We start from the raw sequence: 18,319 nt of genomic DNA, 5'->3' as shown, positions 1-18,319 counted from the left end.
AATCTCAAAGCAGACCCTCGCGGATCAGGTCGTGCAGGTGAATGACGCCGGCATATTTGCCTTCGTCGAGCACCAACAGGGTGGTAATGTTGTTTTGGCGCATAAGGTCGAGCGCGTTGACGGCAAGCTCGCCGGCCTCGATGGTCTTGGGGTGTTCGCTCATGATGTGGCCGGCCTGGATATGCTCCAGTGTCGACGCTTTTTCGAGCATGCGGCGCAGGTCGCCGTCGGTGATCACACCGGCCAGCCCGCCGGCGTTATTGAGCACGGCTGTCATCCCGAGGCGCTTCGCGCTGATCTCGATGATCACTTCCTTGATCGATTGGGTGGTGGTTACCTGCGGCTTTTCATGAAGCCCGCTGAGGTCGCCCACACGGAGGTACAGCTTTTTGCCGAGGGCCCCGCCGGGGTGGAATTTTGCGAAGTCGGCCACCTGGAACCCGCGCTGCTCCATCAGGCAGATCGCCAGCACATCGCCCATTACGAGCTGCGCCGTCGTCGACGTGGTGGGAGCCAGGTTGTTGGGACACGCCTCCTGCGCCACCGTGGTATTGAGCACGTAGTCGCAATTCTTGGCGAGGAATGACTCGGTATGACCCACCATGCCGACAACGCAGTTGCCGAAGTTGCGGATCAGCGGCACGAGCACCCGGATCTCGGGGCTTTCACCGCTTTTGGAAATGATGATCACGATATCGTCCTGCTGCACCATGCCAAGGTCGCCGTGGATGGCGTCGGCAGCATGGAGAAAGAGCGAAGGCGTGCCGGTGGAGTTGAGCGTGGCCACGATCTTCTGGGCGATGATGGCGCTTTTGCCGATGCCCGAAACGACGATGCGGCCCGTGCAGGCGGCCAGCTTCGTGATAACGGCATCGATACCGTCGAGTTGTTGGCCAAGCTGCTGCACCGATTCGGCCTCGAGGGCAATGGTGCGGCGCGCGGCTTCCAATATGGAGCTGGAGTGGTTCAAGGCCGCAAAGATAATCGCTTTAAACCTTCCGGACACGTTACCGATTGTCGCCGGTTAACGGCATTTTAACCTTTTTGATTGGTTGTTTATGCAACTGCATTGTAAATTCGCATACCTTATAGAAACAGCCTGCGACGGCGACCTTGGTCCTGGTTTTTTGGCTACCTTCCTTATAGCACAGATCCGTCCCTGAAAGCCGCTCCTGCCGTTGCCCGATCAACGTATTTATCGAATTACCCCGCTCCCCTAAAGCGAACAACAATAGTGTGGAACCCATGAGTACCGTAAAGAAAAAAGTGAACAAGCCCGCGAGAACCCTCGCTGCAGAAGCTACCGAAAGACCCCACTCCTCCCCGTTTACCTCTGCCCAACTTCATACAGCCCTTTCGGAGCAATTTGGTCTCGACGGCTTTCGCGGCAACCAGGAAGCCATCATCCAGAGCCTCCTGAGCGGCCACGATACCTTCGTGATCATGCCCACCGGCGGCGGCAAGAGCCTCTGCTACCAGCTGCCCGCCTCCATCCTCCCCGGCGTGTGCATCATCGTCAGCCCGCTCATCGCGCTGATGAAAAACCAGGTGGACCTCGTCCGCTCCTATGCCTCGAAAGACGAGGTGGCCCATTTCCTCAACTCCACGCTGACCAAAAAAGAGATCAAGGTGGTTCAGGCCGACCTGAAGGCTGGCCGCACCAAGATGCTCTACGTGGCGCCCGAAACGCTCACCAAGCAGGACAACCTCGACTTCTTCCGCGACCTCACCATATCCTTCTTCGCCGTCGACGAAGCCCACTGTATCTCGGAGTGGGGCCACGACTTCCGCCCCGAATACCGCCGCCTGCGCGAGATGATGGACGAGATCAAGCCCGAGGCGCCCGTCATCGCCCTCACCGCAACGGCTACCCCCAAGGTGCAGAGCGACATCATCAAGAACCTCGGCCTCCGCAACCCGCAGATCTTCCTTTCCTCCTTCAACCGCGCCAACCTCTATTACGAGGTACAGCCCAAGGTGAAGAAGGAAGACACGCTCAAAAGCATCGTCCGCTTTATCAGCCAGAACAAAGGCAAGAGCGGCATCATTTATACCACCAACCGCAAGACCACCGAGGAGCTCGCGGCCCTGCTGGCACAAAACAGCATCAAGGCTGTGGCGTACCACGCCGGTATCGACTCGAAGATCCGCGCCGACCGCCAGGACCAGTTCCTGAACGAGGAAGTGCAGGTGATCGTGGCGACCATCGCCTTCGGCATGGGCATCGACAAGCCCGATATCCGCTTTGTGATCCACTACAACATCCCGAAGTCGATCGAAAATTATTACCAGGAAACCGGCCGCGCCGGCCGTGACGGCCTCGAGGGAAAGTGTATCCTGTACTACTCGCACAAAGACGTGAGCAAGCTCGAGCACCTCATGCGCGACAAGCCGCTGAGCGAGCGCGAAGTGGGCTCACAGCTTATTGCCGAAACGGTGGCCTTTGCCGAGAGCGGTGTATGCCGCCGCAAGGTGCTGCTCTCCTACTTCGGCGAGGAATACGGCAACAAGGGCTGCGGCCAGTGCGACAACTGCAAGCATCCCAAGGAGCCGATCGAGGCGAAAGAAGCCGTCGTACGCCTCCTCAAAACGCTCACAACGCTCGACGAGCGCTTCGCCACCGAATACGTGGTCAAGATCATCCGCGGCGAGCTGACGCAGCAGATCAAGCTGTTCCGCCACGAGAACCTCGACGTGTTCGGCCTCGGCAAAGACCAGCCCGAGCATTTCTGGAACTCGCTTGTGCGCCAGCTGCTGCTCGAAGGCATCCTGCAGAAGGACATCGAGGAGTACGGCGTGCTGAAGATCACCAAGCGCGGTCAGGACTTCATCAAGAAGCCGAAGTCGTTCACGATCGTTCTCAATAACCAGTTTGAAGATGCCCTCGCCGACGACGACGAAGGCGGAAGCGACAGCACACCGGCACTCGTGGTCGATGAAGCCCTGTTCGGCATGCTCAAGGAGCTGCGCCAGCAGGAGTCGAAGCGCAAGAACCTCCCGCCCTTCGTGATCTTCCTCGAAACCTCGCTGCAGGATATGGCCACCTTCTTCCCAACCACGACCCAGGACCTGGAGCGTTGCCAGGGCGTGAGCAAGGGCAAGGCCATCCGCTACGGCAAGCCTTTCCTCGAAATGATCGCCCAGTACGTGGAGGAGAACAACATCGAGAAGCCCGACGACTTCGTGATGAAGAGCGTGGTGAACAAGAGCTCCAACAAGGTGCACATCATCCAGCAGGTGGATAAGAAGATCCCGCTCGACAACATCGCCAAGAACCGCGGCCTGCGTCTCGACGCGCTGCTGGAGGAGATGGAGACGATCGCCGCCTCGGGCACGAAGCTCAACCTCGACTACGCCATCACCGATATGCTCGACGACTACGACCAGGAAGACATCCTGGAGTACTTCAAGGGCTGCGAAACGAGCTCGCTCGACGTGGCGCTGCAGGAGCTCTCCGAGGGCAACTACACCTGGGAGCAGCTGAAAATCATGCGGATCAAGTTCCTGAGCGTGTACGGCAACTAGATGAGTAATTAGTAATCAATAATGAGTTGGAAAGCCGCCCGAGGGGCGGCTTTTTTGCGCCTGTGGCGCTTCGCGACGGCAGGAAGGCGCAACGATATTATTCATCGCCCAATGGGTTATCATTAGAGTAAACGTCGTGCCGTCGTGCCTTTGCGTCGTCGTGCACCAGGCCGCCAGGGCGGCCCCGTTGCGCCGGTGGCGCTTCGCGACGGCAGGACGGCACGAAGGCACGACGTTGGCGACATTGGGAAGGTCTTAGCCGCCGGTCCCGGTTGCTCATTATCGCGGGTTATAGAGGTATGCGGTGGTCGTTGACGACGCGGCGAATACCGTCGCGCAGATAAGGCATACCGAAATTGAGCAAGAGACCCAGCTCAAGCCGTGAAAGACGCAGGTAGGTGATCACCGTTTTGTAAAAGTCTTTGTTGAGATCGATCTGTGATTTTAATTCTATCAGAACGCAGTGTTCTACGATCAGGTCAGCCCGAAAGGCGCGTTCCCGTCTCAGGCTTTCGTGGACCAACGGTATGGGCTTTTGTCGCGCAACGTGGTAGCCACGCTTTTTCAACTCGTATTCCATCAGGTCCTCCCAGACACTTTCGAGCAGCCCAGGGCCGTACATTTTATGCAGGTAAAAGGCAACATCCAGTATAGCCTCGGCAACAGCTTCCATTTGGGAATTCATGGCTGTAAAGCTCCTTTGAACGAAAGTCGTTTGTATGGGTAAATAATCAGGAATCGCCGCTTTTTTTCGGACCGCCGCGTGTGGTTTTTCCTGACAAAAAAGAGATGGATTGTGTGCCGTGCGCGTTGCTACGGTTGCGTTGCGTCGCCGTGCCGTCCTTCCGTTGCGCTTGTTGCCCGCCCGCGGGCTTGCGAACCTGCGCCGTCAATTTTTTTCGAAATTTCTTTGGGGAATTCCTGTGGATATCCCTATTTTTGCGCTCCGCTTCTGCGGAAATCATAGCCCACGCTTCGGAAGGTCCGCCTTCGCTGAAGCTGCGGCGGACAGGTGCGGTAGCTCAGTTGGTAGAGCAATGGACTGAAAATCCATGTGTCGCCGGTTCGATCCCGGCCCACACCACAAACACAGACGCCCCGGACAGCAATGTTCGGGGCGTTTTGCATGTAAAGGCCACCGATTCGCCCGGCTGATTCGGCCATTCTCGAAACCGGGTTCTTTTTGCCGGTTGCAATAGTTCTCCCCCTTGCTGCGTTCAAGACTTATGAGCGCAGCGAGCCAACCGGACGAACTGGAATCACTAAAGCGTTATGTGCTTGAAGGCTATAAGAGCTTCGCCAGCGCGCAGCAGTTCGAAGAGTTAAGAGCCCGCTACCCGATCCAGTTTGCGCGTCTTGTTGTCTTTGGTCTCTTCAATGCCGTCGACCTGAAAAGGCGGGAGTACATCTCGGCGTGGATCGCAGAGGCGCTGGCGGGTATCAACAACAGCGCAAGACTGCAACACGATTTTTCGATAGAGACAACTACAGCGATCGACCCGGATTTAGACGGGCTGAGCGATACGCTGGAGGCACTGCTTACCGAATGGAAGTCGGCGTACATGCCCCTGACCGGGGCTATCAGATACAGTAACACGATGCGCGGCTGGGTGCCCGAGCGTCCGATCTCGAAAGAACGACAGGAAGAGTTGAAGAAGATGGCCTTGGAAGCTGCGACGCGATCGATGACCAGGAAACGATGAGCGTGTTCATTTCGATACAGGCCGGGGAGCTGCGTTACTTTCTTTCCCGGTTGAAAGAAAACCGGAACGGCATACACCGGGTTCTCCGGAAAGCCAACCTCCGGGGCGACGAAGCGCGCCCCTTCAGCGACGAGGAAATTGCCGCTGTGCTGGCTGGCTATTCCTGTTTCGAAAACTCCTTTCGCGCGCAAGGCCTTTGGCACGAATAGGCATCACAGAGAAGCATACACAATTTCCCCGCGCCCCGCGCCGTTATGCTTCACCGTATAAATACAACTGTATGGTCCCCTACTCGCCCCTCTGCCTCATCCTCGCCAGCCTTTTCGGTACGGCACCGCAGCCGCAGGACTTTACCGCTGAACGATTGATCGCGCTCGCGCAAACGAGCCTGGACGATTCCGTTGCAGTGCGGCGCTGCTTCGTAGCCTGCGGCTTCAAGGCGGTTCACCCGGAGAAGCCGCAGCCCGGCATGTACTTCGCGCGCGGCGACGAGCGGCTTGGCTGGATTCTCCGCGAGGTCGACGTCTTCAGCAACAGGAAGCATCGCTGTATCTCGTACAGCGACTCGGGTTCGCGTGCGACAGAAGCCTTCTGGAAAGCGCTTACGCAGGATGGATACCAGGTGGCCCCCGGCAGCTGCAGCCGCTATGCCACTTATTACCGGCAAGGCTTCCGCGCCGGCGTAAAAGGATGGGGCGATGCCGCCGTGACGCTATACGAAGAAGACCCGTCGGCCGAGCCGGTTTGCTATACGGCGCCGAGGCACCCGTAATTTCGCGCATGCCGCGATCGCTTCTCCTTCTGTTCCTGCTCCTGCTCTCGCTTGCATCGGGGGCGCAAACGACCTTCCGCGCCACGGTGAAAAACGACGAAGGCGAGACGCTTGCCGGCGCCACCGTTCAATGGAGCGGCCGCAGCAGTGCCGCCGACAGCAGCGGGTCCGTTGTGCTCTACAACATCCCCGCCGGCACGCATCGGTTCACGCTGTCGTTCGTGGGCTACACACCGCAAACACTTGTCGCAACCTTCCCGCTGCCTGCCGACAGCATGTTCACCATCGTTCTCGTCGAAGATGAAGCCGCCGAGGAAGAAGCCGTTGTGGTGCAGGCAATGCGTACAAGCCGCAGCATCGCCAACACGCCGACACGCATCGAGGTGATCTCAGGCGAGGAGCTTGCCGAAAAAGGCAACATGAAGCCCGGCGACATCCGCATGCTCCTCAACGAAAGCACCGGCATCCAGACGCAGCAAACCTCCGCCACCTCCTACGGGGCCGGCATCCGCATCCAGGGCCTCGACGGCCGCTATACGCAATTGCTTCGCGATGGCTACCCGCTCTATTCGGGCTTTGCCGGCGGCCTCAGCATCCTCCAGGTAGCGCCCCTCGACCTGCAGCAGGTGGAAGTAATCAAGGGATCGGCGTCAACGCTCTACGGCGGCGGCGCCATCGCGGGGCTCGTCAACCTCGTGTCGAAAACACCGGGCCCGAAGCGCGTGCTCGACATCCTCGCCAACGGCACGAGCGCCGGCGGCCTCGACCTGAGTGCCTTCTACAGCGAGCGCTACAAACGCAGCGGCCTTACTCTTTATGCTGCCCGTAATTCTACGGCACCCTACGATCCGGCGGGGAATGGCTTTACCGCCCTTCCGAAGTCGGAACGATACACGGTTAGTCCGCGGCTGTTTCTCTACGGCACGCGCACGACGGCCGACATCGGGCTTTCGTACAGCACAGAAGACCGCAGCGGCGGGCACCTCGCTACGATCCGCCACGGCGGCAACGGCTTCGTGGAGCGCAACCAGAGTAGCCGCGGGACCGTGCAGGCCGGCATCACGCAGCACATCAGCGACCATAGTAGCCTGCAGCTCAAAAACAGCTACAGCCTTTTCGACCGCCGCATCACGATCCCGGGTTATGCCTTCGATGCCCGCCAGCGATCCTCCTTCTCGGAGCTTACCTGGATGCAGCGTAGCAAGAAGCTGCAATGGGTGCTGGGCGCCAACCTGCTTACCGACAATCTCCGCGAGCGCCCCTCAGGACAGCAGGCACTGCGCGACTACCACTACACAACACTGGGAATCTTCGTGCAAAACACCTGGTCGCCGGTAGCGAAGCTGACACTCGAGAGTGGCCTTCGCGCCGACCATATTTCGCAGGGCTACGGCCTGGAGCTCCTGCCCCGCCTCTCGGCACTATACCGTATTTCTACAAATACTACGATGCGCCTTGGCGGCGGTCTCGGATACAAAACGCCGACAATCTTTACCGAAGAAGCCGAGCGCCTGCAGTTCCGCAACGTGCTGCCGATCGGTGCAGCGGCGGGGCGCAACGAGCGCTCAGCCGGTATCAGCTGGGACGTCAACTACCGCAAGCGCTTCGGCAACCTGGGTTTCAGCGCCAATACCCTCCTTTTTTACACGCGCCTCAACCGGCCCCTTGTGCTGCTGCCAACTGGCAGCGGGTCGCTCGAGTTCCGCAACGCCAACGGCCGCCTCGACAGCCGCGGCGCCGAGGTAAACCTGCGCTTTCTCTATGGAGCGTTCAAGCTGTTTGTTGGCTATACCTATACCAATGCGCAAGTAGATACCGGCACCGGCCGCACGGCGCTGCCGCTGACGGCAAAGCACCGGCTCAACAATGTGCTGGTATATGAGCTGCACGAAAAATGGAAGATCGGGCTGGAAGGATATTACTACAGCCGGCAGCAACTCACGGACGGTAGCACGGGTCGGGCGTACTGGATCGCCGGGCTGATGGCGGAGCGGAGCTGGAAGAGCTGGGCGTTGTTCGTCAACTTCGAGAATATCGGCGACACACGGCAAACCCGTTCCGGGCCGGTCGTTACAGGAACGGCGGTCGCGCCGGTGTTCGGCGACATCTACGCCCCCCTCGACGGCTTCGTCGTCAACTGCGGCATCAAGATCCGGTTTTGAAAAGTACCCGCGGTTACTCTTCGAGCGTGAGTATCACCTTCTCGGCTTCCTTCATGCTGATCGCGTATTGAAGGGCTTTGAGCTCGCGGTAAATGACCCGTTCGGCAAGCGGATCAAGCTGTGTGGTTTGAAGCTGGAGGCGTTTTTCCTGGAACTGCTGCTTGAGGGCTGCCAGGTCGCTGGAATCAAACGTGTTTGTCATAGTCGGCAGGTTGTCGGGGTTATGGAGCAATAGCGGGGGTATACGATCAAAGTGGATGCCAAGGCCGGGCGGCCCATTTTGGCACAAAACTCGCCTCCTACCCCTCACGTAGTATTACGGAACCCTCATCTTACTTTGCTTTGAAACACGTTCAGCAACTGAAGCAAATGGACCTTGAAGCCCTGCAGCGGTCCTATGAAGGCGCCATGGCCGATCTGAGAATTTCTTTACTCAACGACGCCCCATGGAGTGAGGTTGAGGAATTGCGCCAACGCGCCACCACCCTCAGCATAACGCTTCACGACCGGCTCCGCGGCTGCAACCGGCACCCGGCCGCTGCTCCCGGCCAGGGCTGAGCTTCCCGGGCCGCCCCAGGCCTCTTTCCGGCCGCTTATCGAATATCACCGGCAATCCATCCGTGCCTGCCGTAGCTTTTTATCGGGCAATGCGCCCGCAAAAAGCCAGCGTATGAAACTGCTTCTTCTCGGCACGACAATGATGCTCCTCAGCGCCCTCGCCGGTAACGCCCAAACCACCCCTCCTGCCCCGGCTGCAGCGGCACTTCCCTGTCTCAACGGGCCGCACCGCGGCGACTTCGACTTCTGGATCGGCGAATGGGATGTTTATGCTACCGGAACAACCGTCCTCGTCGGGCACAGCCACGTCAGCAAGGCCGAAGGCGGCTGCGCCGTACTCGAGCAATGGAAGGCCGCCAACGGTACGAACTTCGGCAACAGCATCAACTTTTTCGACGCCGTGGCCGGCTGCTGGGTGCAGGTGTATGCCGGCTCGGGCGGCGGCAACACGACCTATGCACAGGGTGTATACCGCGACAGCGCCATGCGCTTCACATTTACCTCGACGATCCCCGGCAGGAAAGGAAGCGGTCACCTGACGTTTTACAACGTCGGCCCCGATGAGGTGCGCCAGCTGCAGGATTTCACGGCCGAAGGCGCCGCCACGGCGCAGGTGAATTACGACTTCACCTACAAGCGGAGGAAATAGCCCGGACGGGGCGGCAGCTCAAGCCTCCGGCGTTTCTGCGCGACCGCTATCTTCACCCGATGAACCAACTCCTGAGCAACCTACGAGCAGAGCTTGCGGCGGCGGCTGATCCGCGCAACCGCGAAGGCGCGCAGCGCTTTTTTAAAGAGTCCATTGATGCCTATGGCCTTAAGATGGCCGACACGCGATCACTCGCGGCCCATTTCGGCAAAGAGCTGAAAGGATCCAGCAAGGATTCCGTGTTTGCCCACTGCGATTCGCTGTGGCGATCGGGCAAGATGGAAGAAGCACATATCGCAGCGGCCTGGGTCTATGCACGACGAAAGGAATTTACCGAAAGCGATCTTCCGCGCTTCGAGTCCTGGATCGACAACTACGTGCGCAACTGGGCGGCCTGCGATGACTTCTGTAACAAAACGATGGGCGCCTTCTTCGAAAAATTTCCGCGTCAATGGCCGGTGCTGCAACGCTGGGCCGCGGCACCCAATCGCTGGCTCCGCCGCGCATCAGCCGTTTCACTCATCGACCCGGCGCGGCGCGGCAGGTTTCTTACCGAAAGCCTCGATATCGCGCGCCGCCTGCTCCACGATGACGACGACCTCGTGCAAAAAGGCTACGGCTGGCTGCTGAAGGAGCATTGCAAAAAGAACGAGGCGACTGTTTATGACTTCGTACGCGCGCACAAGAGCGTCATGCCCCGCACGGCGCTTCGCTATGCGATCGAAAAGATGCCGCTGGCAGCAAAGCGCGAGCTGATGGAGAAGTAGGCTTCGCGCGTACTCCGGCAAATAGCAAGCGCGCTTTGCCTGGCCAATGCCCCCGTCAACGTGTGCTGCGCCCTTACCAGATGATGCTTAAGGTATCCTGCTTCTGCTCCTTTTTGCGGGAAGCGCTATCGCGCATCGGTTTTGGAATTTGTGTGGCGGCCACGGGTGCGACCATCGCCGTATCGGCAAATGTGACAGCAGCAGTAACCGGTGCTTGCGCTAAGCCGGATGGGTTGGTTGCTACGGCCCCTTTCTTCGAAGGCGGCAACGACGCTGACGGAGCTGCTTGCCTGGTCGCTGCCGCAATACCCGGTGTTTCCCGCATCGCAGGTTCTGCTACGGGTGTACCCGAATGAACAACGATCTTTCCCGGCTCCTGCATCACCGGCGCCGAAGCGGCGGGCTTGTCCCCATGCGAAGAAACAGACAGCCAGCCGGCACCCGCCAGCAGCAGGAGCGCCACGGGCAGCATCCACCAGAACAGGATGCGGCGACGCTTCTTCTTTTCCGCTTCGGCCTGCAGCGATTGAAACGCGGCGAAGTCGCGCGCGGCAGCCGCCTCGTCGGCCGGGAGGGCCCCGAGCGCCGCCCGCAGCGCGTCGTCGAAAGGCGGTATGTCTTTATTTCTGGAGAAGATGAGTTTCATGTGCGTGTCGTTGCAGGAGTTGTTCTTTCAATCGGGTGCGTGCTTCGTGCAGGTGCCACTTGGATGTGCCCTTCGGGATGCGGAGCGTGCTGGCCACTTGCTCGTGGGTATATCCTTCGAGCACATAAAGGTTGAAGACGGTGCGCGTGGTATCGGGAAGTGCCTGCACGAGCGCCAGCAGCCCGCGCGACTCAATGATACCGTATACCTCGGGCGGCACGCTGAAGTGTTCTTCGGCGCCATCGGCAAGTTCGGCGGCGCGGAAGCGCAGGCCATCGCGCAGCGCGTTGAGGCAGCTGTTCACAACGATGCGCCGCACCCAGCCAAGCACGGGCCCCTCGCGGCGGTATTCCTTCACCCGCGCAAATACCTGGAGCATCGCCTTGTTGAACGAGGCCGCCGCATCATCCGCGCACGAATGATAGCGCAGCGCCACCTTCATCAGCTCGCTATGGCAATAGCGGTAGAAGACTCCCTGGCAGCGCGCATCGCCCTTTTCAAGGCCCTGGAGGATGATATCGAGTTGTTGTTGATCCAAGTTGCGAGGATAAGCGGCATTGCCTTGTTGACTTTTCACTTTTGACTTCCCGGATCCGGGATCCCAAGATCCGAGATCCGCGATCTTAACTCCATTTCCACCCCAGCTTGATCCCGATGCTGGGCACAAAATTCAGGTGCGTGCCGAGGTCGGGGATGGTAAAGCTTTTGCCGACAAGCGGGTTCAGTGTAAAGCCATATACAAAGCCCCGCTTCAGCGGCACATGGCGAAAGCCGATCATGAAAGAGCCGAGCACGGAGGGAATGCGCGCACCCACCTCCTGGATCGTATACTGGTCTTTCGGGCCTTCGTATGGATGCTCCGGCTTGCAGAGAAAGTAAGTGACCCCGAGACCCAGCTCGAGAAAATTTGTTCGCCGGCCCACGAGGTAATTGACCATCAGCGGCAGGCTGATCAACCCCTGCCGAAGCGTATCGGCGTAGTACGAGATCGTCGGAACTTTCCAGTAGCCGATGCCGGCGCGTACTCCCCAGCCGTTTCGGCCACCTGTAGAAATACGGGTGTCGTAGTTGATCGAGTTTACGCCGCCGGCGCCGAGCACTTCAACGTACGCCACCTGCGTACGGCGCCCGGGCTGCGCCTTTGGCTTTGGCGCTGTTGTATCGGGAGCGGGATAGTCCTTGGTAAGTTTCCAGATCTGGTTGAGCGGAACGGTCACGGTGTCTTTCTGCGCGCGCCGCAGGATCTTGACGTATTTCGACGGCGCCTGCTCGATGATGAGGCCTTCGTACACGGTGACGCTGTCGGTAAGGTACACGCGCTCGGTAAAGGCCTGCGCCCGGGCATTCCGGGCGAGGCTCAGTGTGAGAAGAAGAAAGCAAAATGTGCGGCGCATGCTCAACGTTTGATGTAGGTGTCGTAAAGCGTGTATGACTTGTTGTACTCCTGCACGTTGCGGCGCAGGACCATCTTGCGTTGCGAGAGCCAGGAGACGTCCCACAGAACCACATCGCCGGCATCGTGGCCGCCGGGCATCTGGCGGGTGTAGCTGACACGCAGGCTATTGCCATCGTTGAACAGCGCCCAGCTTGCATAGGAGCCCGAGGGAATGGGCCAGCCAAAGCAGTCGTTGGGGCCCCACTGCACCGCGGCATCGCCGTTGAGGTCGAAGCGGTACTGGTCATCTTCCTTGCAGGCATCGCCACCGCCATGGTCCACATCGTCGGGACCGTACACGACGGCCTCGTGCGCAAAGTACCAGGCGCCGGTCGTCACGGCTGCCTTGGAGTCGTCGAGACCGATAATGCGCGGGCCGTAATCTTCTTCGGTCGCCGCTGTTTTCTTACAGGCCGTCAGCAGGCCTCCGGCGCACAGCGCCAGCAACAGCAGCAGGGAGGTGTTTCGTTTCATGTTGTCGGGGGTTATTTGCTCCTATGACACGGGCTCCGGCGGAAGGGTTGGTGAAAATCGAAAAAAAATCCCGAAGCCCGAAAAATCCCGCGGGGCCGTCGCGCATAGCCGGCACCGGGGCAGCATCGGGAAAGCAGTGCGGCTTCGTGTCGATGCCCCCGCGGGTCACCCTCCATACAGCCAGCTCTGTTCCCGGGGACCCTGAACCCCGCGTTGCGGGGCCTCCGAAAAATACCGCCTTTTAAGTATAGGGATCCGCCGACCGTTGTCGTTGCTTTGTTCCATCACTGCCAACCAACGCTTGATACAGGTCGCAACCAAAACGCTTTCTCTAAACAGTCTCCAAAAAGTCGAAGGCCTCGTTCGGGGCCTTCCTGTTTCTGGATTAAAAAAGCCCCGGCCTATCGGTCAGGGCTCACTGTTTTTGTGTGTGCGTGGCGGCCTTACTCCACCGATTTCACCTCTCCCATCTCGAAGCGCTTGCGGGCATAGGACAGCGCCGCAACGGGGCTCTCGAAGAGCTTGGGTTGCCCTTCGCCATCGAGGATAACAATCCCCGCCGCCCCATCTTCCGCGGGCTCCTCGGTAAAGAAGGACGCCGAGAAGTACTCGGTGGGGATCGTGTTGGGGTTGCTACGGTTGGCGGGCACGACGTCCACCTTGAGCCACACGTCGCGGCCATTGATGTGCTGCTTCTCGATCATGGTAAGAGAGAGTTTGGGCATTCCCTGCAAACGCGGGGCCACGGGGGGCTCACATAAAAAAGCGCGGAAGGCACGGAAAATTCATTTGCTAAAAGAAAGAGCCCCGTCGCATTGCGACGGGGCTCCTGTTGTAGTTCCGTGATTTCCGTGGTTTCCGTGTGCGGTGCTTACACAGTTTCAGCCATGGGACGTTTCACCAGTTCGATGTCGGGTTTCGACTCGTCGGTCAGCTTTACGGCACCGCGGTCTTTCCGCACCACGCGCGAAAACAGCGACAGCTCGCGGCTGAAGAGGAAGCGCAGCCACAGCTTCGTCCAGGAGCGATGCGCATGCAGCGAGTCGTAAAACGGCAGGGCCGTCTGCTTCAGCTGCGGGAGCTTGTTCCAGGGAATGGAGGGGAAATCGTGGTGCTCGTTGTGGTAGCCCACGTTGAAGGCCACCGTGTTGAGCGGTCCATAATAGCTGAAGGTTTCCTGCTCCTCGTTATGGGTGAGGTAGTGCTCCTGGATCCAGCGGCCGCCCAGCGGGTGCAGACCCACGGAGAAGAAGAAGCTCAGGGTGAGGAAGGCAACCGCCTTCGGTCCGAGGAAGTACCAAACCGCCGCGGTGAACAGGATCTGCGCGCCCCAGTTGGCGGCCGTCCAGGCATCGAAGGGCTTGATCTCCTTGAGGCGTGCCACGCGGAAAGCCTGGAAGATCGGGTACAGCAGGAACCAGATGGCCTTGCCGATAAAGTAGTTGTTGATCAGCTTCGCTTCCCATTTGTTGGGCAGGTCGGCGTCGAGGTCGTGGTTGCCCTGGAAGGAATGGTGCTTGATGTGGTATTTCTCAAACGACACCGAGCTCGGGAAGATCTGGGGCAGGTTGGCCAGCATACCGGCAACGCGGTTGGCAGCGGGGCTTTTAAAGAGCAGGCGGTGCGCGCACTCGTGGATCATCACAAAGAGGGCATGGTCGGCAAAGGCGCCCACGCAGTAAGCGGCGGCGAGGATCCACCACCAGGAGGCGTCGGCCAGCAGAACGGCGCCGGCAACCTGCAGGCCCACGAGGCCGAGAATGGCTACGATGGAAAGCGGGTTCTTCCCGATCAGCTGGCGGATCTCCGGATGGGCTTTCAGGATGGCGCGGGTGCGGGCGCGGTGCGGCTCGGGGCCGGTGGCATAAACAAAATCGGTACGCTTCATCTTCAGGTGTCTATTAAGGTTTATGAAGGTACGAGATAAGGGGGAGAGCACACGCAGAAAGCGGGGAACGGCCTCTTCTTATCGTTGGGTACGGACCCCATCGCGGTCGCCGGAAGCAGGCTAGAAAACTGGCCACAAGAAGGGCAAAAAGGGAAAGAAGGTTCGGAACCGCGAAGAAAGAAGTGAAAAAAGGTATACGCGAAGGGCTTCTTTGACTATCTGCCTACCGTACCGTCTTCTTTTCTTGTCCTTCGCGGTTCCGAACCCTATTCTACTTATTCATTCTTTCCCTGGCTGGCTGATTTTGATAATGCCAATTGTTTACGACCCGCCTGATCCCATCTTTCATCAGGATGACGTTGAAGTTGAGCATAAAGCCAAGGCGGCGGTCATAGAGCTTTAAATACGTCAGCGTTTGCGCCAGGTGGATGGGAGCGATGTCTTCCGTCGCCTTAATTTCCACGGGGACAAGGTCATTGATCAACACATCCATAGAATAGCTTTTACCAAGATCAACACCTTTATAATGATAATGTACCGGGACTTCCAGTTGGACTTTGTAGCCGCGCAACTCCATCTCGCGGGCGAAGGCCAGCTTGTACGCCGACTCCAACAATCCGGGGCCCAGGGCCCGGTGAACGGCAATGGCCGCATCCACAATATCGGCCGCGATTTTCTCGATATCCTGTTCCATGTTTTTGTTCAAAACTATCATCGCCCTATGCTTATGGCCATGTGATTTTGACTCCCGATGGAAGCGGTTTTTCCCATCAAAATCCGTGGTTAATAACGGCCTTTGCGTATACCTTCTTTTCTTCTTTCTTCGCGGTTCCGAACCTTCTTTGCCTTCCGGCCCTTGTACCGAAGCTACCTTCGGAGGGAACTGAATGCTATGCTGATCACACTCCTTATCCTGGCAGGCCTTGTCTTGTTTATTGTTTTAATAGCCTTTTTTGTGCTCCGCAGCACCCCCTTCGGAGCCCCATCCACCGGTGCCCGCAAGGAGCGGATCGAGGCATCGCCGCACTTCCGCGATGGGCAGTTCCAGAACCCCGAGCCGACGCCGCAGCTCGCCGAGGGCGTTACGATGGTCACCGCCATGCGCGCCTTTCTCTTCACCCGCAACCCCAAGCGCCGGCCACCCGCACCGCTGCCCTCCGTACGCAGCGACCTCAGGAACCTCTATCGCAGCGAGAATGTACTCGCGTGGTTCGGGCACTCCTCCTACTTTCTTCTTGCCGAAGGCACAACCTTCCTGGTCGACCCCGTGCTGAGCGGGCACGCGTCGCCCTTTTCGTTCAGCACCAGGGCCTTCCCCGGCAGCGATACCTACAAGCCCGAGGACATCCCGCGCATCGACTACCTCGTGCTCACCCACGACCACTGGGATCACCTCGACTACAAGGCCCTGCTGGCGCTCAAGCCGAAGGTCGACCGTATTATTACGGGTCTCGGCACCGGCGCCCATCTCGAGCGCTGGGGCTTTGCCAAAAAGCAACTCATCGAGCTCGACTGGTGGGAAGAAAAAGAGCTGCCCGACGGCTTCCACATCGCAGCCACACCAGCGCGGCATTTCTCAGGCCGCGGCTTCAAGCGCAACGGCGCCATCTGGAATTCCTTCGTACTGCAAACACCGCAGCGGCGCCTCTTCCTCGGCGGCGACTCGGGCTACGGCGCGCACTTCAAAAGTATCGGTGAAAAATATGGCCCCTTCGATCTCGCGCTCCTCGAATGCGGGCAATACAACGACTACTGGCCCTACATCCACATGATGCCCGAGCAGATCGTACAGGCCGCGCTCGACCTTGGCGCCCGCCGCCTCATGCCCGTGCACTGGGGCAAGTTCGCGCTCTCGCTCCACGATTGGGACGAGCCCATCCGCCGCGCCTTCGCCGAAGCCGGGAAGAAGGGTATGCCGCTGCTTCACCCGATGATCGGCGAGCTGGTAAACCTCGATGCGCCCGCGCCGCAACAGAAGTGGTGGGAAAGCGTCCACTGATACGAGGAGCAACGCTTGCTTCCTCAAAGCGGAATGGAGTAATAGATCAGCAGCAGGGCGCCGGTGTCGAATACAGCGTGCGAGAAGATGGGGTACCAGATGTTTTCCGAAAAGCGCCGCATCAACAGGCGCCAGTAAAGTCCGCCCATCGCCGAACCGGCAATTCCGAATATCCCCTGCTGAAAATGATACAGCCCGAAAAGCAGGCTTCCTGCTATTGCCGCGATCCAAAAGCCCCCGTTGCTGTTGCCCGTAAACGACTCCAGCACCCTGCGGGCGAAGCCACGGAAAACAAGCTCCTCGTAGAGCCCCCCGACCAGCCAGGCCGCCGCAATAGAAATGAACAGGTTCAACGGATGATGGCGGATGAAATCGTAGTCTGTGTACAGAGGCGCCCCGAGGTAATGAATGATAAAGGGATGGTACACCCACTTGTTGAATGCGAGCCACAGCAAGCCCGATACAATGCCGACGATAAGTGGCTTAATCGGAACACCGCGCCCGACCAATCCAAGGTCCGACCAGCCAACGCGATTTTTCTTCAGGAAGAAATAAAGCAAACCGGCGCCCGGTAAGGCATACGAAAAAAAGGGCAGCGGTACCAGGTGAGGAAATCCAAAAAGAAAGATCAGCAGCCCTATCGCCCGGCTGCTCCTGTATACCCCCGACAGTTCCATTTGCTTTTTGTTTGAAGTTAAGCCTGTTGCTTACGCGCTGGCTAAAGAAAAGCCCCGCTGACGCGGGGCCTCTTACCTATCCGACTCACTGTTTGTTTGCAGTTACTTTAATTCGTTCAGCCAGTCCTGCGCGAACTTGCGGGCGCCGCCAACTGCTTCGGGGCCGCAGCGGAAGTAGAACTTCCACTCCGTCGGCATCGCTTCGTAGGGCGCATCCACAAACACGGTCTTGTCGCCCTTCTTCATCGTGGCTGCCTTGAAGTTGATATGGGCCGTAGCCTCGAGGAATTGCTCGAGCTGCGCGCGGATGATCTTCTTATAGTCTTTGCGATCGGCGATGTCCTTTGCTTCTTCCGTCGCATCGTGCTGCTGCGAGGCGCGCTGCGAGCGGATCTCCAGGTCGACCTTGAACACGGCATATTGCTTCCTGAACGCTTCCTTGTCGGTATCGAAGAGCGCGCGGAGACGCTTTGTTTCCTTTTCGATGTTCTCGTAGTCGGCCTTGCTCATCGGAAGCGGCAGGTCGGGATTTTCTTTTATGAGGTCGAGCATCGTACGTGCTGCCGTTGCATTGGAGCTGCAAAACATGGCTGCCCCGTCGAGCGACAGCGGATCATTGAGTTGCTTCAGCTCATACTCCTCGCGGCGCTTGCGCTCGGCCGCCATCTTTTCATCTTCCGGCGCCGGGCCGTTGTAGTGCTTGTTGGCGGCTACATAGGCAAAGTAATCTTTTTCAAATTCGGGCGAGTTCACGTAGTCGCGTACCACTTTGCCAAGCGCGAGCATCGCGGCCTCGCGGGCCCCGGCCGGGAGGGCCTTGCAGGCACTGCGTACCCGGTTGTTGACCCAGGGCATACTGTATTGCCGCGCATACACCTGCTTTACGGTGAGCTCCTTTACTTCGGCTACCGTGCTGCCCAACTCGGCCAGCACGTCGTGCGTGCTAAAGGCCAGCAGCGCGCCGACGCATACCAGCAGGCTTTGAACGATTTTCTTTCGCATGGTTTCGTTGTTAGGAAAGCGAATGTAGACGCCCCGGTCCGGCAGCGAGATGCCGGTCTGCA

21 protein-coding genes and 1 tRNA gene are annotated in these 18,319 nt (G+C 58.8%); 9 read left to right on the top strand and 13 right to left on the bottom strand.

Annotated features, from left to right (window positions below; genetic code table 11):
- Positions 1–4 precede the first annotated feature (4 nt).
- The gene (locus ACYU7Z_RS11915) at positions 5–970 is read right to left on the bottom strand and encodes a KpsF/GutQ family sugar-phosphate isomerase (protein ID WP_460570725.1); all 966 of its coding nucleotides are present in this window, start codon (positions 968–970) and stop codon (positions 5–7) included.
- 275 nt (positions 971–1,245) lie between these two features.
- Here ACYU7Z_RS11915 and recQ point away from each other — a divergent pair, with 275 nt between their 5' ends.
- Entirely contained in the window at positions 1,246–3,525 is a 2,280-nt protein-coding gene (gene recQ, locus ACYU7Z_RS11910; RefSeq protein WP_460570723.1) for a RecQ family ATP-dependent DNA helicase, read from the top strand.
- Between the two features lie 289 nt (positions 3,526–3,814).
- Here the strand turns inward: recQ and ACYU7Z_RS11905 are convergent, their stop codons facing one another.
- Together ACYU7Z_RS11905 and ACYU7Z_RS11900 are read right to left on the bottom strand one after the other, a co-directional pair.
- Positions 3,815–4,210 (bottom strand): GxxExxY protein, encoded by a 396-nt coding sequence (locus ACYU7Z_RS11905; RefSeq protein ID WP_460570721.1) that lies wholly within the window; start codon positions 4,208–4,210, stop codon positions 3,815–3,817.
- A gap of 46 nt (positions 4,211–4,256) precedes the next feature.
- Positions 4,257–4,490, bottom strand: a complete 234-nt coding sequence (locus ACYU7Z_RS11900) for a hypothetical protein (RefSeq protein ID WP_460570719.1) — start codon at positions 4,488–4,490, stop codon at positions 4,257–4,259.
- 46 nt (positions 4,491–4,536) lie between these two features.
- Here ACYU7Z_RS11900 and ACYU7Z_RS11895 point away from each other — a divergent pair.
- The 4 genes from ACYU7Z_RS11895 to ACYU7Z_RS11880 all read left to right on the top strand — a co-directional run bounded on the left by ACYU7Z_RS11895 (position 4,537) and on the right by ACYU7Z_RS11880 (position 8,162).
- Positions 4,537–4,609: transfer RNA gene (locus ACYU7Z_RS11895), tRNA-Phe, on the top strand.
- A gap of 142 nt (positions 4,610–4,751) precedes the next feature.
- Entirely contained in the window at positions 4,752–5,228 is a 477-nt protein-coding gene (locus ACYU7Z_RS11890; RefSeq protein WP_460570717.1) for a hypothetical protein, read from the top strand.
- Positions 5,229–5,508: 280 nt separating this feature from the next.
- The gene (locus ACYU7Z_RS11885) at positions 5,509–6,000 is read left to right on the top strand and encodes a hypothetical protein (RefSeq protein WP_460570715.1); all 492 of its coding nucleotides are present in this window, start codon (positions 5,509–5,511) and stop codon (positions 5,998–6,000) included.
- Positions 6,001–6,008: 8 nt separating this feature from the next.
- A complete protein-coding gene (locus tag ACYU7Z_RS11880; protein WP_460570713.1) occupies positions 6,009–8,162 on the top strand; it encodes a TonB-dependent receptor in 2,154 nt (717 codons plus the stop codon).
- A gap of 13 nt (positions 8,163–8,175) precedes the next feature.
- Here ACYU7Z_RS11880 and ACYU7Z_RS11875 read toward each other — a convergent pair whose 3' ends face one another.
- Positions 8,176–8,364, bottom strand: a complete 189-nt coding sequence (locus tag ACYU7Z_RS11875) for a hypothetical protein (RefSeq protein WP_460570711.1) — start codon at positions 8,362–8,364, stop codon at positions 8,176–8,178.
- Between the two features lie 140 nt (positions 8,365–8,504).
- On the opposite strand from ACYU7Z_RS11875, the gene ACYU7Z_RS11870 reads away from it, so the two are divergent.
- The 3 genes from ACYU7Z_RS11870 to ACYU7Z_RS11860 all read left to right on the top strand — a co-directional run bounded on the left by ACYU7Z_RS11870 (position 8,505) and on the right by ACYU7Z_RS11860 (position 10,136).
- Positions 8,505–8,720 carry a hypothetical protein gene (locus tag ACYU7Z_RS11870; protein ID WP_460570709.1) on the top strand — a complete coding sequence of 72 codons (216 nt, stop codon included), beginning with the start codon at positions 8,505–8,507 and terminating at the stop codon, positions 8,718–8,720.
- A 112-nt stretch (positions 8,721–8,832) separates the two neighbouring features.
- Positions 8,833–9,369: a hypothetical protein gene (locus ACYU7Z_RS11865; protein WP_460570707.1), complete on the top strand. Its 537-nt coding sequence runs from the start codon at positions 8,833–8,835 to the stop codon at positions 9,367–9,369.
- 59 nt (positions 9,370–9,428) lie between these two features.
- Positions 9,429–10,136: a DNA alkylation repair protein gene (locus ACYU7Z_RS11860; protein ID WP_460570705.1), complete on the top strand. Its 708-nt coding sequence runs from the start codon at positions 9,429–9,431 to the stop codon at positions 10,134–10,136.
- Positions 10,137–10,209: 73 nt separating this feature from the next.
- Here the strand turns inward: ACYU7Z_RS11860 and ACYU7Z_RS11855 are convergent, their stop codons facing one another.
- The 7 genes from ACYU7Z_RS11855 to ACYU7Z_RS11825 all read right to left on the bottom strand — a co-directional run bounded on the left by ACYU7Z_RS11855 (position 10,210) and on the right by ACYU7Z_RS11825 (position 15,273).
- Positions 10,210–10,782 (bottom strand): hypothetical protein, encoded by a 573-nt coding sequence (locus ACYU7Z_RS11855; RefSeq protein ID WP_460570703.1) that lies wholly within the window; start codon positions 10,780–10,782, stop codon positions 10,210–10,212.
- Positions 10,757–11,320, bottom strand: coding sequence for an RNA polymerase sigma factor (locus ACYU7Z_RS11850; protein WP_460570701.1), 564 nt, complete (start codon positions 11,318–11,320; stop codon positions 10,757–10,759). Before ACYU7Z_RS11850 ends, ACYU7Z_RS11855 begins: the two co-directional genes overlap by 26 nt.
- 85 nt (positions 11,321–11,405) lie before the next feature.
- Positions 11,406–12,176, bottom strand: a complete 771-nt coding sequence (locus tag ACYU7Z_RS11845) for a hypothetical protein (RefSeq protein ID WP_460570699.1) — start codon at positions 12,174–12,176, stop codon at positions 11,406–11,408.
- Between the two features lie 2 nt (positions 12,177–12,178).
- Positions 12,179–12,691: a hypothetical protein gene (locus ACYU7Z_RS11840; protein WP_460570697.1), complete on the bottom strand. Its 513-nt coding sequence runs from the start codon at positions 12,689–12,691 to the stop codon at positions 12,179–12,181.
- A gap of 443 nt (positions 12,692–13,134) precedes the next feature.
- Positions 13,135–13,395, bottom strand: coding sequence for a hypothetical protein (locus tag ACYU7Z_RS11835; RefSeq protein WP_460570695.1), 261 nt, complete (start codon positions 13,393–13,395; stop codon positions 13,135–13,137).
- Between the two features lie 167 nt (positions 13,396–13,562).
- Entirely contained in the window at positions 13,563–14,579 is a 1,017-nt protein-coding gene (locus ACYU7Z_RS11830; RefSeq protein WP_460570693.1) for a fatty acid desaturase, read from the bottom strand.
- 271 nt (positions 14,580–14,850) lie between these two features.
- Entirely contained in the window at positions 14,851–15,273 is a 423-nt protein-coding gene (locus ACYU7Z_RS11825; protein ID WP_460570691.1) for a GxxExxY protein, read from the bottom strand.
- Between the two features lie 198 nt (positions 15,274–15,471).
- On the opposite strand from ACYU7Z_RS11825, the gene ACYU7Z_RS11820 reads away from it, so the two are divergent.
- Complete coding sequence (locus tag ACYU7Z_RS11820) at positions 15,472–16,578, top strand: MBL fold metallo-hydrolase (RefSeq protein ID WP_460570689.1); 1,107 nt, start codon at positions 15,472–15,474, stop codon at positions 16,576–16,578.
- 23 nt (positions 16,579–16,601) lie between these two features.
- On the opposite strand, the gene ACYU7Z_RS11815 is transcribed toward ACYU7Z_RS11820, so the two are convergent.
- Both ACYU7Z_RS11815 and ACYU7Z_RS11810 read right to left on the bottom strand, forming a co-directional pair.
- Positions 16,602–17,138 carry a CPBP family intramembrane glutamic endopeptidase gene (locus ACYU7Z_RS11815; protein ID WP_460570687.1) on the bottom strand — a complete coding sequence of 179 codons (537 nt, stop codon included), beginning with the start codon at positions 17,136–17,138 and terminating at the stop codon, positions 16,602–16,604.
- A gap of 219 nt (positions 17,139–17,357) precedes the next feature.
- A complete protein-coding gene (locus tag ACYU7Z_RS11810; RefSeq protein ID WP_460570685.1) occupies positions 17,358–18,257 on the bottom strand; it encodes a hypothetical protein in 900 nt (299 codons plus the stop codon).
- Positions 18,258–18,319: the final 62 nt, after the last annotated feature.

It is taken from the genome of Flaviaestuariibacter terrae (assembly GCF_054777635.1).
The sequence above is the reverse complement of the archived record's forward strand: the minus strand, read 5'-3'. Positions and strand labels throughout refer to the sequence as shown.